The 15083-nt window shown below is 43.1% G+C and carries 14 protein-coding genes; 4 read left to right on the top strand and 10 right to left on the bottom strand.

All coding sequences use genetic code 11. From position 1 onward, the window contains the following. Window positions 1-7: 7 nt before the first annotated feature. Genes HKX40_RS06445 through HKX40_RS06430 form a run of 4 tightly spaced genes read right to left on the bottom strand, consistent with a single transcriptional unit; the run spans window position 8 to window position 2814 of the window. The gene (locus HKX40_RS06445) at window positions 8-982 is read right to left on the bottom strand and encodes a beta-ketoacyl-ACP synthase III (protein WP_171588753.1); all 975 of its coding nucleotides are present in this window, start codon (window positions 980-982) and stop codon (window positions 8-10) included. Between the two features lie 20 nt (window positions 983-1002). Further along, entirely contained in the window at window positions 1003-2034 is a 1032-nt protein-coding gene (gene plsX, locus HKX40_RS06440) for a phosphate acyltransferase PlsX (protein ID WP_171588752.1), read from the bottom strand. Window positions 2035-2076: 42 nt separating this feature from the next. Next, the gene (rpmF, locus tag HKX40_RS06435; RefSeq protein WP_023949147.1) at window positions 2077-2259 is read right to left on the bottom strand and encodes a 50S ribosomal protein L32; all 183 of its coding nucleotides are present in this window, start codon (window positions 2257-2259) and stop codon (window positions 2077-2079) included. Window positions 2260-2304: 45 nt separating this feature from the next. Then, window positions 2305-2814 carry a YceD family protein gene (locus HKX40_RS06430; protein ID WP_171588751.1) on the bottom strand — a complete coding sequence of 170 codons (510 nt, stop codon included), beginning with the start codon at window positions 2812-2814 and terminating at the stop codon, window positions 2305-2307. Window positions 2815-2931: 117 nt separating this feature from the next. Between HKX40_RS06430 and HKX40_RS06425 the strand changes: the two genes are divergently transcribed. Then, a complete protein-coding gene (locus HKX40_RS06425; RefSeq protein WP_171588750.1) occupies window positions 2932-3528 on the top strand; it encodes a Maf family nucleotide pyrophosphatase in 597 nt (198 codons plus the stop codon). Between the two features lie 60 nt (window positions 3529-3588). Beyond that, a complete protein-coding gene (locus tag HKX40_RS06420) occupies window positions 3589-4296 on the top strand; it encodes an SAM-dependent methyltransferase (protein ID WP_171588749.1) in 708 nt (235 codons plus the stop codon). A 29-nt stretch (window positions 4297-4325) separates the two neighbouring features. On the opposite strand, the gene HKX40_RS06415 is transcribed toward HKX40_RS06420, so the two are convergent. From HKX40_RS06415 to HKX40_RS06405, 3 genes are all read right to left on the bottom strand, one after another. After that, the gene (locus tag HKX40_RS06415; protein ID WP_171588748.1) at window positions 4326-5183 is read right to left on the bottom strand and encodes an N-acetylmuramoyl-L-alanine amidase; all 858 of its coding nucleotides are present in this window, start codon (window positions 5181-5183) and stop codon (window positions 4326-4328) included. Window positions 5184-5243: 60 nt separating this feature from the next. Beyond that, window positions 5244-5894 carry an HAD-IA family hydrolase gene (locus HKX40_RS06410; RefSeq protein WP_171588747.1) on the bottom strand — a complete coding sequence of 217 codons (651 nt, stop codon included), beginning with the start codon at window positions 5892-5894 and terminating at the stop codon, window positions 5244-5246. A 113-nt stretch (window positions 5895-6007) separates the two neighbouring features. Next, window positions 6008-6964 carry an RluA family pseudouridine synthase gene (locus HKX40_RS06405; RefSeq protein WP_425500454.1) on the bottom strand — a complete coding sequence of 319 codons (957 nt, stop codon included), beginning with the start codon at window positions 6962-6964 and terminating at the stop codon, window positions 6008-6010. Window positions 6965-7741: 777 nt separating this feature from the next. Here HKX40_RS06405 and HKX40_RS06400 point away from each other — a divergent pair. Then, the gene (locus HKX40_RS06400; RefSeq protein ID WP_171588746.1) at window positions 7742-10804 is read left to right on the top strand and encodes an Rne/Rng family ribonuclease; all 3063 of its coding nucleotides are present in this window, start codon (window positions 7742-7744) and stop codon (window positions 10802-10804) included. A gap of 284 nt (window positions 10805-11088) precedes the next feature. Here HKX40_RS06400 and phaP read toward each other — a convergent pair whose 3' ends face one another. Together phaP and HKX40_RS06390 are read right to left on the bottom strand one after the other, a co-directional pair. Then, window positions 11089-11658: a TIGR01841 family phasin gene (gene phaP / locus HKX40_RS06395; RefSeq protein ID WP_171588745.1), complete on the bottom strand. Its 570-nt coding sequence runs from the start codon at window positions 11656-11658 to the stop codon at window positions 11089-11091. 280 nt (window positions 11659-11938) lie between these two features. Further along, entirely contained in the window at window positions 11939-12754 is an 816-nt protein-coding gene (locus tag HKX40_RS06390; protein ID WP_171588744.1) for a competence/damage-inducible protein A, read from the bottom strand. A 68-nt stretch (window positions 12755-12822) separates the two neighbouring features. On the opposite strand from HKX40_RS06390, the gene HKX40_RS06385 reads away from it, so the two are divergent. Further along, entirely contained in the window at window positions 12823-13233 is a 411-nt protein-coding gene (locus HKX40_RS06385) for a thioredoxin family protein (RefSeq protein WP_171588743.1), read from the top strand. A 199-nt stretch (window positions 13234-13432) separates the two neighbouring features. Here HKX40_RS06385 and HKX40_RS06380 read toward each other — a convergent pair whose 3' ends face one another. Further along, window positions 13433-14794, bottom strand: a complete 1362-nt coding sequence (locus HKX40_RS06380) for a DEAD/DEAH box helicase (protein WP_171588742.1) — start codon at window positions 14792-14794, stop codon at window positions 13433-13435. Window positions 14795-15083: the final 289 nt, after the last annotated feature.

Genomic DNA, 15083 nt, shown 5'->3' with positions numbered 1-15083 from the left:
ACCCCTTTTATACTTGAACTAATACCGAACCCCAAGTAAAGCCACCACCGACGCCTTGGAGTAATACTTTGTGACCTGCTTGGATACGTCCATCTTTACGAGCTACATCAAAGGCTAATGGCACACTTGCTGCTGACGTATTAGCATGGCTATCCACTGTTATGACCACCTTGTCTTCTGATAATCCCAACTTGCGACCCAATGAATGAATGATACGAACATTGGCCTGATGTGGCACCATCCAATCAATATCAGTAGGTGCTATACCCGCTTTTTCACAAACAGCCAAAGCAGATGCCTCTAGAGAGGTCACTGCCTTTTTGAATACCGCTTGACCATCCATGCGCAGGAAAGGATCTCCCACAACTTGGCCATGATGAACAGCTCCCTCAGTGTGCAAAATCGTGTGTAAGCTACCATCAGCATTAAGCTGAGAAGCCAAAATACCTGGCTTATCTGATGCTTGTAGAATCATTGCCCCAGCCCCATCACCAAATAATACACAGGTACCACGGTCATTCCAGTCAATAATACGAGAAAAGGTCTCTGCCCCAATCACCAATGCACAGCGTGCATTACCTGCACGAATATAAGCATCTGCTGTAGTTAACGCATAAACAAAACCACTGCACACTGCCTGCACATCAAAAGCAGCACCTCCAGCAATCCCTAACTTGGATTGGACCATACATGCAGTGCTTGGAAAAATATAGTCAGGTGTTGAGGTCGCTACAATAATTAAATCAATTTTATCGGCTGCAATACCAGCATCTTCGATTGCACAGCGTGCTGCCTGCACCGCCAAATCACTGGTCTTTATATCATCTGATGCAATATAGCGTTGCTTGATGCCCGTACGAGATACAATCCACTCATCGGAAGTCTCGATACCTTTTTGAGCCAACTGTTTGGATAAAACATCGTTTGAAACGCAGTTTGTTGGCAGAGCGCTACCTGAACCAGTAATTTTTGCAAATGGCATGCTAGACTCCTTTGATCCTCTTATAGACAGGATTTATCATGATGAGATTGGGTAATGGCTTCAATACCTGTAATGGTTTTTTGTAAAAGCTGACTTTGCACTGCCATATAAGCACGCTCGATTGCAAAGCCAAACGCTAATACATCTGCAGAACCATGACTCTTAAAGACAACGCCTTTAAGGCCTAGTAAAGCAGCACCATTATAACGCCTATTATCCATTTTTTCACGGAAGGATGAGATGACAGGCTTAGCTATAAGAGCGGCTAGCTTGCTATAAAAAGAGCGCAAGAAACTCTGTTTAAGCATACCACTCATCATTTTCGCCAAACCTTCGACAGATTTTAGCAAGACGTTGCCGACAAAACCATCACAAACAACCACATGAGCAGTACCTTTGAAGATGTCATCCCCCTCTACATTACCGATAAAATTCAAGGGAGTTGCTTGTAATAGTTCACTCGTTTTTTTAACAACCTCATTGCCTTTGATGGACTCATGACCGATATTGAGCAAACCTACCTTAGGATGCTCAATTTGTTCTACCGCCTGAACCAAAGCAGACCCCATAATAGCAAACTGTAATAAGTGCTCAGGAGTGCAATCCACATTGGCCCCTAAATCTAGGACAGTAGTTCCTCTACCTAATTGATTGGGCAACGCTGTCGCAATTGCTGGGCGATCAATTCCATCAAGTGTCTTGAGAATAAAACGGGCAACAGCCATCAACGCCCCAGTATTTCCAGCTGAGACACAAGCATCTGCACGCTGATCTTGCACAGCATGTAAAGCCTCATGCATAGAAGACTTACGTTTGCGACGCAATGCAACCTCAACCGAATCCTCCATCGTAATTACTTCTTCAGCATGCACGATAGTAAATTGGTCAGGACGAGAAGGGCTAGATTGTTGTAATGCCTTTTCAACTTGAGGGGCATCACCCACCAAGAGAAAATGTACGTCGGTGCATTTGTTAGCCACCATTACTGCGGCAGGCACAGTAACAGGGAGACCAAAGTCTCCCCCCATACAATCAATAGCAATACGTATCACGATTGGATAATAATTAAATTAAGTCCGAGACTTATTTAAGCATTATTCGTCGTTTTTAGTTTTTAACACTTTACGACCACGATACACTCCATTAGGACTGATATGGTGACGTAAGTGCAATTCACCAGTTGTTGGCTCGATTGCTGTTGGTGGGTTAGTTAAAAAATCGTGTGAACGATGCATACCGCGTTTAGACGGTGTTTTCTTGTTTTGTTGAACAGCCATGATGACTCCAAAAAAATACTGTATCGCTACGAAACAGATGTAAGGTTAATGTTTGAGCTTCTCCAGTATGGCAAAAGGAGAAGGTTTTTTCTCTAAGTTATCCTCTGGTAGCTCTACCAAATCCTCGCACTCTTCATGCTTAGGAATATAAGGTAAACTTAGAATAAGTTCATCCTCGACCAACTCCAGTATATCCACTGGTTTATTAGCCAAAATTTTGTCATAAGCATCGTTATCAATTTCACCTGACTCAGACACATCCGCATCTAATGCCTTAAGAGAAGTGACAACTTCTAGCTCGACATCGGTATCAACAGGATAATGAAATAAACCCATACAACGCTGACATTGCAACTGTGGATTTGCTTGCACATGTAATGTCACAAGTGCAGGACCATGTGTTTTCTGATGACCTTGTAAAGACCACAACACCTCTCCTGCCACTGTCTGCTCGGGTAAATCTTCCATAAGGCGAGTAAAACTCCCTATAGGCTCCTTACCTTCTAGGGTCTGGGATAATCGCACAACATCCATTAGGTCTATGTACTTACCCATTCTCACTCACCCAAAAATGATTGATTACCTATTGATAAATCTGTGATTAAATAATTTCACAAATTCCGTAAAACATGAAATAATAACCTGTTATTTAAATTTGGTCAAATAAAAGCCGTGAAAAATTCATCAACACAATTAATTTTAGCTTCATCTTCCAAGTATAGAAAAATGATGCTGGAGCGTTTTCGAGTCCCTTTTGCCACTCACTCTCCTAATATTGATGAGACACCCCTCCCTGGAGAAAGCCCTGTAGACCTTGCTATCCGCCTATCCATTCAAAAAGCACAGGCAGTAAGTCAATTATTTCCAGGAGCGATTGTGATTGGTTCAGACCAAGTTGCCACTCTTGGAGAGACCCCTATTGGCAAACCTGGAAGTTTTGTAAAAGCGCAACAACAACTCTCTCAACTCAGCGGTCAACATGTCCAATTTCACTCGGCATTAGCCGTCACCGATGGCAATAAATTGCTCAATACCAATATCATCACACATTGCTATTTTCGACAATTAAGCCATGAGGAAATCGATCATTACCTCACTATTGAAGAGCCATTTGACACAGCTGGCAGCGCTAAAGCAGAGGGTCTAGGCATTAGTCTAATGGATCGCATGAGTAGTGATGACCCTACAGCAATTATCGGTTTACCCCTAATTACTCTAGCCAAGATGCTACGTGAGTTTGGACTTAATGTAACGTTAAATGCCATTTAGCCTCAACACCAGTATCAACCAACTAAATACAACCACATTTTATTCTTCTAGATAGGATTGATGATGACGCAATTACACCTTATCCCTGTGAGCCTAGGCGATTCCCCTGTTTCACGCTGGTTACCTACTGATGCCCAGCAAATTGCCAGCCAAATAGATGTGTATATTGCCGAAAATGCCAAGACAGCACGTGCTTTTCTCAAACTGATTGGCACAGTAAAACCCATCCAAGAAATTACTATTTACACCCTAACACCCAAAACCTCTTCTGCCGAAATGCGCCAATGGTTAAAATCACCAGGATCTGCAGGCAATATTGGATTAGTTTCTGAAGCCGGCTGTCCTGCTGTGGCTGACCCTGGTGCCTTGGTGGTAAATGAAGCACACAAGATGGACATTCCCGTCATCCCTTGGGTTGGCCCCTCCTCTATCTTACTGGGATTGATGGCTAGCGGGCTAGACGGACAACGTTTTGCATTTCACGGTTATGCACCAGTACAGGCAGACGATCGTGCAAAACAGTTACAAACCTGGGAAACCATTTCCGCTAAACTAAAGCAAACACAGCTCTTTATTGAAACCCCTTATCGCAATACAGCAATGTTTCAAACTCTATTAGAGAAGTTAAGACCTAGCACACGTCTTTGTGTAGCCCGTGCCATCACAACAGATAAAGAATGGATTAAGACGCATACCATTGCTGACTGGAAAAAGCTCCCCGCACCAGATTTAGATAAGCAAGCCACGCTATTTCTTTTCCTTGCTTAACCTCTTTGAGGTAGCATGGCAACAACAGCTTATCGAGATGTCAACGATTGATTAACCAATGCAGACAATATTGCTACAGTTTCTGCATCAGGCAGTCCATCATAACGAGAAGGACGATAATGCATCTGAAAAGCTCTCATCACTTCTTGACTTTGAACATCCCATTGCCCAGTGACATCAATAGCATACCCTAGCGACTTTAGATAACGTTGTATGGATAACACACTGGGCAGACCTTGCTGTATAAAAATACGTTGCTGTTGCTGCATAAAAACATCATCATACCAAACGGCCACCCCCTCTTGAGCCAAACGTCGCCATGGAAACGCAGGCCCAGGATCAATCTTACGACTAGGCGCCACATCACTATGCCCTAGTATATGCTGAGGGGAAATATGATGTCGTTGTTGAATATCTTTCAGTAAAGCAATCAAACGCTGAGTTTGTGATTCAGAAAAAGGTTGCCAGTGCGCTGCGGTCTTTTCACTACATAAAGACGACAGCAATTCATCACAAAGAGGTCCCTGATTCACAATCTCAATACCAATAGATGTACTGTTTAAATCCACATCATCATGCCACTGGCTATAACCAGCATGCCAAGCACGCCTGTTTTCATCAACTAATTGGAATACACGAGCTGGTTTTTCATCTGTGATTAAATAATGTGCAGACACCTGTCCTTGGGTTAAAGTTTGCAACGCTTGCTGTAAATTAGCTCGTGTATAATGCAAAATAATGTAGCGTACACGACTATTCTGACCTTTAGCGGTATAGTATTTATTGACAACTGAGGCTGAACAGGCCGATAGTAGCAGCACTAATCCCAGCAGCATCACATTCAATAATCTACCGCTACATAGCAAAGCCTTTATTACGCCCCTCATGGATAAAGCCCTATCTCTTTAAAGATCACCTATAACAGACTAACCCCAATCCTTTAACACTTAACAATAAATCGACAATAAACGATGTAATTCATCCACACTTTCCACTAGAAAACTTGGTTTAGCTGCCACTAACTCATGTTTATCATGGGCACCATAGCATACCGCAATACTCTGCACTCCTGCATTATGTGCCAACTGAATATCATGTATTGTATCCCCCACCATCACCACTTCAGAAGCAGGAACCATCAGCTCTTCCATAATTTCATTCAACATCAAGGGATTGGGCTTCCCCGCTGTTTGGTCTGCCGTACGTGTTGCAGCAAAATAGCTTTCCAACTGATGATTCTTCAACGCCCTATCTAAACCCACACGACTCTTGCCCGTCGCCACAGCCATAAGCACCTCACGCTCACGCAAATCATCTAATATTTCCTTGTTTCCTGGAAATAGTCGAACATCAGGATCTCGCGTCCAAAAATGAATCTTATAGCGTTCAATAAACTCATCGACCCGATTATCTGGCAAGTCCGGAATAGCTTTTTTCAAAGCCTCCACCAACGATAATCCAATCACCCAGCTTGCCTGCTGTTCGGTAGGGATTTTCAACCCCAAATCACGACAAGCATTTTGAATAGCTAACACGATGGAATAGGTAGAATCCATCAATGTACCATCCCAGTCAAAGACGACTAAAGAAAATTTCATTACTTATAATCCTTTTTAATAGTACAACCCATTTCCCTGACGAGCCTTTTCTCAATTCATCCCGATTAATGTAACCTGCAACGATAAAATACCAATCAGCAAATTATGCCAAACTACACAGCTGACAGCCCCTGCAATAATCGCTGACACTCCTCAGGGAGAGGAGCCTCTAATACCAATTTTTCACCAGTCAAAGGGTGGTTAAAAGTCAATCGATGAGCATGCAAAAACATACGTTTGAACCCCTGCTTAGCAAATGACTCTCGCACCTCATCTCGACCGTACTTCTCATCTCCCACAATAGGGAAACCACTGGCTGCAAGATGCACACGAATCTGATGAGTACGCCCCGTTTTCAGCTGGGCCCCTAATAAAGTATAACCCCGGTATGCTTGCACTTTAGTGACAATAGTATGAGCATATTTGCCTTGTCCTTTATCCACACGCACCCTGCGTTCCCCATCAGGTGTTAGGTATTTATATAAAGGCAATTTAATCTCTTGACGCTTGGCCTGCCATTCACCAACCACAAGGGCTAAATAATATTTATGCCCCTCAGACTGACGCATCATATCGTGTAGCACTACGAGAGCACTACGTTTTTTGGCAATAATCAACAACCCCGACGTTTCTTTATCCAGACGATGTGCTAACTCCAAGAACTTTGCTTCAGGACGAGCTGAACGAAGCTGCTCAATCACCCCAAAAGACACACCACTCCCACCATGCACTGCTACCCCCGAGGGTTTATTCACAACAAGAATGGCATCATCTTCATAAATAATTGGAAACTCTGCTTTAGGAGCAACAGGCTTTGCCTGAGGGTCGGGCATACGTAACGGTGGAATACGCACCTCATCCCCCTCTTGCAGACGATACTCTGAAGAAATACGCCCCTTATTCACACGCACCTGCCCTGAACGAATCGCCTTATAAAGATGGCTCTTGGGCACTCCTTTACAATGTCGTAATAGGAAATTATCAATGCGTTGTCCATCTGCCCCAGCGTCTACACGCACCAATCGCACTTGTAATAACGCACTCGCAGAAGAATGATGAGATGCTGTCACGTGTCGTTTTCCAAAAAAATAAAACGCTATTTTACCAAAACCCTATCATATACCACAGCATTTTCAAATAAGGTCTCATCTTCCTTTCAATCACCCCCTACCCAACAACCTTATAAAATCATTTAAAATCAATTAATTTCTATTAAAAGCAGGCTATTTTCAGTCATCTATGGCACCAACAGAAATTTTCATCACCTTTCATTCCTGCTCACCAAAAAAACATTTTTAAACCTGAAATATTATGGTTATCTTATGGTATAATGGTTCACCCGAAAAAACAGCTTAACCCACGGGCCAATACACAGCACAGATAAGACGTAGAGCATTGCTCCGTTTCATTGAATAAATCGCTATAAATTGGCACGCTATCGTTTTATATCGGATAAGCGTTGGTGTCACTGTTGGGCGTTTGTTGGTTACAAGCGCATGTCTATTTATGTTGTAAATGCGGTAGTCTACTTTAATCACCTACCCACATAAATAACATATATCCGCTTGTGAGAACCACGTTTGTGCATAATATTTCAAGTGTAGATACCCGTTGTGCCTGTTGCCAACAGGGTCTAGACTGATTAGTGATTCTGACCTTGCACCAGATTGTGCGATGGTTTTCCCTGCTATGTGTTTTAGGTAGCAGGTAGTTAGTAGAATAAAGACACTCACCTGTTTGTGATGGGTTAGAGTGCATTTTGGCATGACGTTTTGAGGTTCGCCTACGACCCCTAGGGTTAGTGTATTTATGGTGAATGCACTAGATTTTTACAGAGAACCTATATTATGAAACGCATGCTATTTAATGCAACGCACCAAGAAGAACTACGCGTTGCTATTGTTGATGGACAAAAGCTCCTCGACATTGATATTGAATCTGCTGGACGTGAACAACGCAAAGGGAACATCTATAAAGGTGTTATCACTCGCATTGAGCCTAGCCTAGAAGCCTGCTTTGTGAACTACGGTCATGACCGTCATGGCTTTCTTCCCTTTAAAGAAGTTGCTCGTGGTTATTTCAAAGAAGGAGTTGATGTTCGTACAGCTCGCATCCAAGATGCTCTTGTTGAGGGCCAAGAACTCATTGTTCAAGTTGAAAAAGAAGAGCGTGGTAACAAAGGTGCTGCGCTAACAACGTTTGTTTCACTAGCTGGTCGTTACCTCGTGCTTATGCCTAACAACCCTCGTGGCGGTGGCGTATCCCGTCGTATTGATGGTGAGGAGCGTCAAGAGCTTCGAGAAACCATGGCTCAACTTGACCTCCCTGAGGGTATGAGTATGATTGCTCGTACTGCAGGTATCGGTCGTACAGCCCCCGAACTAGAGTGGGATCTTAAGTATCTACTCCAATTATGGAATGCAATTTTTAACGCTGCCAAGCAATATCCAGCACCTGTCCTTATTTACCAAGAATCTAGCCTTGTTATCCGTGCAATTCGTGATTATTTCTCACCCGATATTGCTGAGATTCTTATTGATACCGATGCTATTCACGCTCAGGCACTTGCCTTTATGCAAGACGTAATGCCAGAGAATGTAAACAAGGTCAAACGCTATCGCAACGACGTTCCTCTCTTCTCTCGTTTCCAGATTGAGCATCAAATTGAAACAGCTTACTCACGTACAGTGCAACTTCCTTCAGGTGGCTCTATTGTAATTGACCATACTGAAGCACTAGTGGCTGTCGATGTAAACTCTGCACGCTCTACTCGAGGTACTGACATTGAAGAAACCGCTATGCGCACCAACCTTGAGGCAGCAGAAGAAGTGGCTCGCCAGCTTCGCCTACGTGACTTGGGTGGCCTTATTGTTATCGATTTCATTGATATGGAAGATAGCAAGAACCAACGCGCTGTTGAGCAAAAACTGCGCGATGCACTCCATGTTGACCGTGCTCGCGTACAGATGGGTAAGATTTCTCGTTTTGGCTTGATGGAGCTTTCTCGTCAACGTCTACGTCCTTCATTAAACGAAGGCTCGCATGTCACCTGCCCTCGTTGTAATGGTACAGGGGTTATTCGTGATGTTGAATCTAGTGCATTAAATATTCTTCGGTTACTCCAAGAAGAAGCTATGAAAGAAAATACTGCTGCACTCTACGCACAAGTGCCAGTAGAAGTAGCCACTTACTTATTAAATGAGAAACGTACCGACATCGTGAAGATGGAATCGCGTATGAAAGTACGTGTTTACCTCATTCCTAACAAGAATCTCGAAACTCCTCACCATAATATTGAGCGTGTACGCTATGATGACCCTCGTATGGATGAGCAGAAATCCAGTTTAGAGATGATTGAAGAGCCAGAGAACACTACACTCTCATGGCAAGACAAGAAAGAAAAAGATGAGGAAAAACAACGACCAGAAGCGATTGTGAAAGGTATCCATCGTGAGACCCCTGCACCTACACCAGCACCCAAGGTAGAGAAAGAAGAAGCTCCTAGCATGAGTCTTTTCCAACGCTTGAAATCTTGGTTTATGCGCAAACCTTACGAACCAGCACCTGAAACCACACCAGAAGACGATAAAAAAACCTCTAAAAAACGTAATGATAAATCACGCAACCGTCGTCGCACTGAGCGTACAGAAGAAGATAAAACATCTTCTCGCAAGACAAAACGTGCGGAAGAGGTAAAAGCGGCTAAAGAAGCAGCTAAAGAGGTCACAGAAAATCGCTCTTCTCGCAAACGTCGTTCTCGCAATGAAGATGCTGAACGTTCAGACAACGATATTACCCCCAATATCCCTAAACGCCAAAAAGCGGATAAGGTACGTGAACAAGTAGCTGAAAAAGTCGAAAAAGCACGTGAACAAGTGGTAGAAAAAGCCCACAAAGTACGCGAGCATGCGACAGAAAAGGTACATAAAGTACGCGAAAAGGTGGCTGAACAAACACAAGAAGTACAAGCATCTTTACAAACAGCAGTATCAGAAGTTCAAGAGCATGCTGTAGCAAAAGCAGAGACAGTACAAGAAGCCACCTATCAGAAACCAGACCAAGTGACTGACTTTGTAGAAAAAGAGGCTCAATCTATTGCAAATAAGGCAGAACAATTCGCTCACTTAGATAATCCTGCTGAGGCAGCAGAGCCCAACGAAGATAGCAACGATGGACGTCGCCGTCGTCGTCGCAATCGTCGTGGTCGTCGCTCAAATGAAGAAGGCAGTTCTTCTTCTGAAAATTTAGCATTCATCCCCAATGAGGTGCTACTAGAGCAACAAGCGGCAGCTGCTCGTCTTGCTGAAACAACTGCGGTAGCAGACGAATCGCTTGCTACACCACATACAGTATCTGAACAAATTGAAGACACTACACCAGTGATAGCACATGATGTTGAGGCTCCTGTAGTCGTCGAGCATGTAACAACAGCTACAGAAGTGGCTACTACAGAAGCCACCGAAGCGGTAACAACCGCTACAGAAGCAGCGACTGCAGAAGCTACAGAAGCGGTGGCTGCAGAAGCAACCGAGGCGACAACAACCGCTACAGAAGCAGCGACTGCAGAAGCAACCGAGGCGGCAATAACAGAAGATGCTCATATAGCCCCAACAGAGACTAAAGAAAGTACCTTGGTCTCTTCTGATTCGACTATCGCCTCAGTTGTATCTACCCCTGCTACAGAGCAAGCAGAAGCATCTACCGTTCAAGAAGTAATTGCTACAGACTCTGGTATTGTCTCTAAAGCAGAGTTAGAACAAGTTGTCAGCAGTGCAGGTATGCAATGGGTGGAAACGAAAGCAGAGCTAGTGAAAGAGGTTCCTGCCCCGTTCATTAAACTCGGCCGCCCTCGTAAGCCAGCCACAGTGGTTGAGACACAAGAGCTAATCCTTGTTGAAACCAAAAAGTAGTTTATTTAAACCACTTTCCTCTACCAATAGCCACGGTGATTCCCCCGTGGCTATTGTACAAATGCTGAGCCAGTACAAGTAAAACTCCTCCCTCCTTCTGTCTCTATTAGTAAGAGTATAGAAAAAACAGAAGCCCAAAAGCCTTAAATAAACGCCACCTTTAACATAAATACTCCTTAAGGGTATATAGGAAAAGCAGACGCAAAAAAAAGCCCTGGTCTTACGACCAAGGCAAATTTCTTAGGAGAGAAACTTAAGTTACGCTAATCAGCGCATAAAATATATTACTTACGTACACGAGTCGCTTGTGCAGCCGCTTTAGTCGCCTGACCGGTGGCTTGTACAGTTGCTGCAGTAGCCGCCGCCAAATTATTCTCTGCTACTTCTACAGCTTGCTTAGCTGCCTTATTTAAGGAATCATATGCATTATTAGCAGACGCCAAAGTCGATTTCAACAAAGACACTACAGATTCAGAACCTGTAGGTGCGTTTTTCGCTAATTGATCAATAGACTCAGAAAAATATTTCTGAATTTCAGCTGCTTGTGTCTCTGATAACTTCAATAACTCATTGCTTACTGCAGAAACGATGTCGTAAACATCTTTAGAATAAGCAGCTGCTTTCTCTGTAGCTGGTTGGGCAAAAGCACTCACCAATGCTGCAACCTCTTGAGGATCTTTTGCTTCAGTAGCTTGTTGAGAAGTCTCGGCTACATCACCTAAAGTCGCTTTAATCACTTTAAGATTTAAATCTACCAATTTCTCAAAGCCATTAAACAAGGCATTCTGAGTCGCTACCATATGATTCACTACAGCCTTCTGTTGGTCAAGTAGTTGTTTAGGTACTGTTGTCATGGTAATCTCCATATAAAAGACGGTATGTTGCACCGCAATAATTAACATTATAAGGAGATTTTTCTATAATGCAAGCATTTTTTGTGCAATGCACAAAAATAATTATTTCAAAGACTTAGTAGACTGTTCCGCTATATCCCCAAGACCCTTATCAGTACTGATATTAAGCATACTGACTTTAATAACTGGTCTCTAAACAACACTCCAAGTCATCTGCCACAAAGTCAGCTCTTTTGTCTAATAAGACACAAGCTGTTAAGTCTTGGTGATTAGCTGAAAATTATTTAGTTTCTTCTGGTCTTGGACTAAAATGTCCACCCACTCGTAGAATTGCTCCACGCAGATAATCAAATGCATCCTTTAGTGAGGATTTATCTGTCCCTTTAACTCCAAACTCAGTATAAGGAGGATTACCATTGCGAGCTACAGTAGGCAAGCTAAACGTACGAATACCTGGCCATTCATTCTCAATAAACTCTAATGCTGGTGTCAAACGTGACTCAGGTAAGTAATACACAATCACTGACTTTGCCTCTTCAATAGCCGTATTTTGTAAATCTTTATAGCGTGTATCAAGCGTCCACTCCATCATGGGCCATGCCATCTCAGGAAAACCTGGCATAAACGTATGGTCGCGAATAAAAAAGCCTGGAATCTGGTTATAGGGATTAGGTACAATCTGTGCACCCTCTGGGAAAATTCCCATCGCTAAACGACGTTGATTCTCAGGACTGCCCATATCATGGTCAAATACTCCTTTATCTGCCATCGCCAAAGTACGTTGTTTAATGAGAGCCTCTGCCTCAGGATGTAAATGCATAGGAACTCCCAACGCTGCTGCAGCTGCTTCACGCGTTTTATCATCAGGGGTTGACCCAATACCACCACTGGAAAAAACAATATCACCACTGGCAAATGAACGCTTATACTCCTCTACCAAAGCGTCAAAATCATCACCCACAAAACGAGCCCATGACAAGCGCAATCCCCTAGCATTTAATAACTCAATCATCTTTCTAAGGTGGGCATCTTGGCGGTGACCTGATAAAATTTCATCACCAACCACAATCAAACCAAATTTTCGTTGTGTTGTCATTTTTTGCTCCTATGCAACGAATTACCTCTATACTTATGTATTATAAGCGGTAACGGAATTTTAGCACCATGCTCATTGATAATATTAACCAAGATTCTGAGAGTTTCAAGACATATTTATCCTCATATACAGGACTAATTGTTGCCTGTTACTGTGCTGAGTGGTGTGGCACATGCAAAAGCTATCGCGCTCGCTTTGCTGAACTCAGCATCCAATTTCCTCAGCACCTTTTTGTATGGATTGATATTGAAGACAACCCAGATTTACTTGATGATATTGATGTAGAAAATTTCCCTACCCTACTAATTCAACAAGTCGATGCACAGACATCCATAGCACATAATCACTTTTTTGGGACCATGATTCCTCATATTGGACATTTAGAACGCCTTATCCTATCTGTTGAGGAAAAAATTGATCAACAACGCTCATCTGCTTCTGTGCCAGGACCAGGTTATCTAAGCGATTTAATTACCTAAACTTTAATGGTCAATGGTAATGCTTGTCTTGAAATGCACAAGCTGTTAGTCACCTATACCGCAACTCAACTGTATACCGTAGAGCGTAGCCATTACCACAGAGGATTGATGAGTCGCCTATCTCGTAACTCAATATTTGTACAGACCCAGTAAAATCTCTCACAATAGCTCGGTAAAGTTAACTCATGACAAAAAGATATTACTCTTTAGAACGCGGACGACCACCCAATAATACCGCTAATGGTGGACCACTCACTTCTGGCAAAGCGCATTTTTCAGGTTCTGATTTAGCAATAGCATGAGTAGGACTATCATCCACTTCTGGGCGATACGGACGATAGAAAAAATCATCAATGGGGGCTTGCCCATAACTACGCTTACCATGACGATAGCGATTTAAAAACACTTCAGGAATATCCAAAGTTGCTTTGTCAACTTGTGCTTTGATTAACTTCTCAATATCAGCTAATAGTTTCTCGTTATCTTCAGCATAGAAAGCAATCGCTGTACCTGAGGCTCCTGCACGCCCCGTACGCCCAATACGATGCACATAATCCTCCGCATTATAGGGTAAATCTACATTAATTACCCCATCTAAGCCTGCCACGTCTAAACCACGTGCTGCCACATCTGTAGCAACAAGTACCCGTACTCTGCCAGCCTTAAAGGCATCTAAGGTGCGTGTACGCTCTAATTGTGATTTATCTCCATGAATAGATTCCGCTGCTATGCCTTCTTGACGTAAATCACGCGCCATCTGCGAAGCACCTACCTTGGTATTTGAAAATACAATTACTTGCTCCAAGGGCTGTGTTTTCAGTAGATACAATAATGCTGCCTTACGTTGTTCAGGCTCAACATAATAAGCAATTTGTGTCACAGTAGACGCCGTTGCATTGCTCGCTGCCACACTGATTTCTACTGGATTATCTAAAAAAGTACGACCTAACTTACGAATTTCAGGACTAAAAGTCGCCGAGAACAATAAACTTTGCCGTTGTACAGGGATATGCCGTACAATGCGCTCTAAATCGGGGAGAAAACCCATGTCAAGCATACGGTCAGCTTCGTCCAACACCAACACATTGACCTGTGCTAGCGACACTGTTTTTTGCTCTAGGTGATCAAGCAAACGTCCTGGTGTTGCAATCAACACCTCACAGCCTCGTCTTAATTCGTCTTTTTGTGGATTAATATCCACTCCTCCATAAACCACGCACACCCGTAGCGGTGTTGCTTCAGAATAACGCCTCACATTTTCAGCAACCTGATCAGCTAATTCACGCGTAGGCGTCAAGATTAAAGCACGTACTGGATGGCGAGCAGGTGAAGTACTAGTACTAGCATAAGGCATCATGCGGTGTAGCACTGGCAAAGTAAATGCTGCTGTCTTGCCAGTCCCTGTCTGTGCAGCCCCCATCACATCACGTCCGTCCAAGATAGGACCAATCGCCTGTGCTTGAATAGGAGTGGGTGTGATATAACCACTTGAGGCGATTGCTTTAAGCAAGTCAGGATGTAAGCCAAAATCATTAAAACTTAAGGAAGCATTATCGTTCATAACGTGTGTAGCAAAGCTCTGCTTGTGTGCATGAGGCTTTGCTAATTTTTATCATTAATTTAAGGAAAATATAGTAAGCGACCGACAGTCTATAAAAGCAATGACTGTTTTGCACATACCTTCAAAATATACTAGGCAACATAGTATTCATACCTAAACCGTTGCTATTGTAACCGCTCTACTATGGATACGCCAATGTTAATACCAAAACAATGAAAAGAAATAAAAAACTTTGTGCCAAGATGAATACTCCTCTGGCAGTTGTACTATGTTCAGAGTAAAATAGCGC

This window comes from Pelistega europaea (genome assembly GCF_013133775.1).
Classification (GTDB): Bacteria; Pseudomonadota; Gammaproteobacteria; order Burkholderiales; family Burkholderiaceae_B; genus Taylorella; species Taylorella europaea.
The sequence above is the reverse complement of the archived record's forward strand: the minus strand, read 5'-3'. Positions and strand labels throughout refer to the sequence as shown.

Coding starts and splice junctions, on each gene's coding strand:
- HKX40_RS06445 (WP_171588753.1), bottom strand. CDS start 982: ATGCCATTTGCAAAAATTACTGGTTCAGGTAGCGCTCTGCCAACAAAC.
- HKX40_RS06415 (WP_171588748.1), bottom strand. CDS start 5,183: ATGAGGGGCGTAATAAAGGCTTTGCTATGTAGCGGTAGATTATTGAAT.
- HKX40_RS06385 (WP_171588743.1), top strand. CDS start 12,823: ATGCTCATTGATAATATTAACCAAGATTCTGAGAGTTTCAAGACATAT.
- rpmF (WP_023949147.1), bottom strand. CDS start 2,259: ATGGCTGTTCAACAAAACAAGAAAACACCGTCTAAACGCGGTATGCAT.
- HKX40_RS06390 (WP_171588744.1), bottom strand. CDS start 12,754: ATGACAACACAACGAAAATTTGGTTTGATTGTGGTTGGTGATGAAATT.
- phaP (WP_171588745.1), bottom strand. CDS start 11,658: ATGACAACAGTACCTAAACAACTACTTGACCAACAGAAGGCTGTAGTG.
- HKX40_RS06380 (WP_171588742.1), bottom strand. CDS start 14,794: ATGAACGATAATGCTTCCTTAAGTTTTAATGATTTTGGCTTACATCCT.
- HKX40_RS06430 (WP_171588751.1), bottom strand. CDS start 2,814: ATGGGTAAGTACATAGACCTAATGGATGTTGTGCGATTATCCCAGACC.
- HKX40_RS06410 (WP_171588747.1), bottom strand. CDS start 5,894: ATGAAATTTTCTTTAGTCGTCTTTGACTGGGATGGTACATTGATGGAT.
- HKX40_RS06420 (WP_171588749.1), top strand. CDS start 3,589: ATGATGACGCAATTACACCTTATCCCTGTGAGCCTAGGCGATTCCCCT.
- HKX40_RS06400 (WP_171588746.1), top strand. CDS start 7,742: ATGAAACGCATGCTATTTAATGCAACGCACCAAGAAGAACTACGCGTT.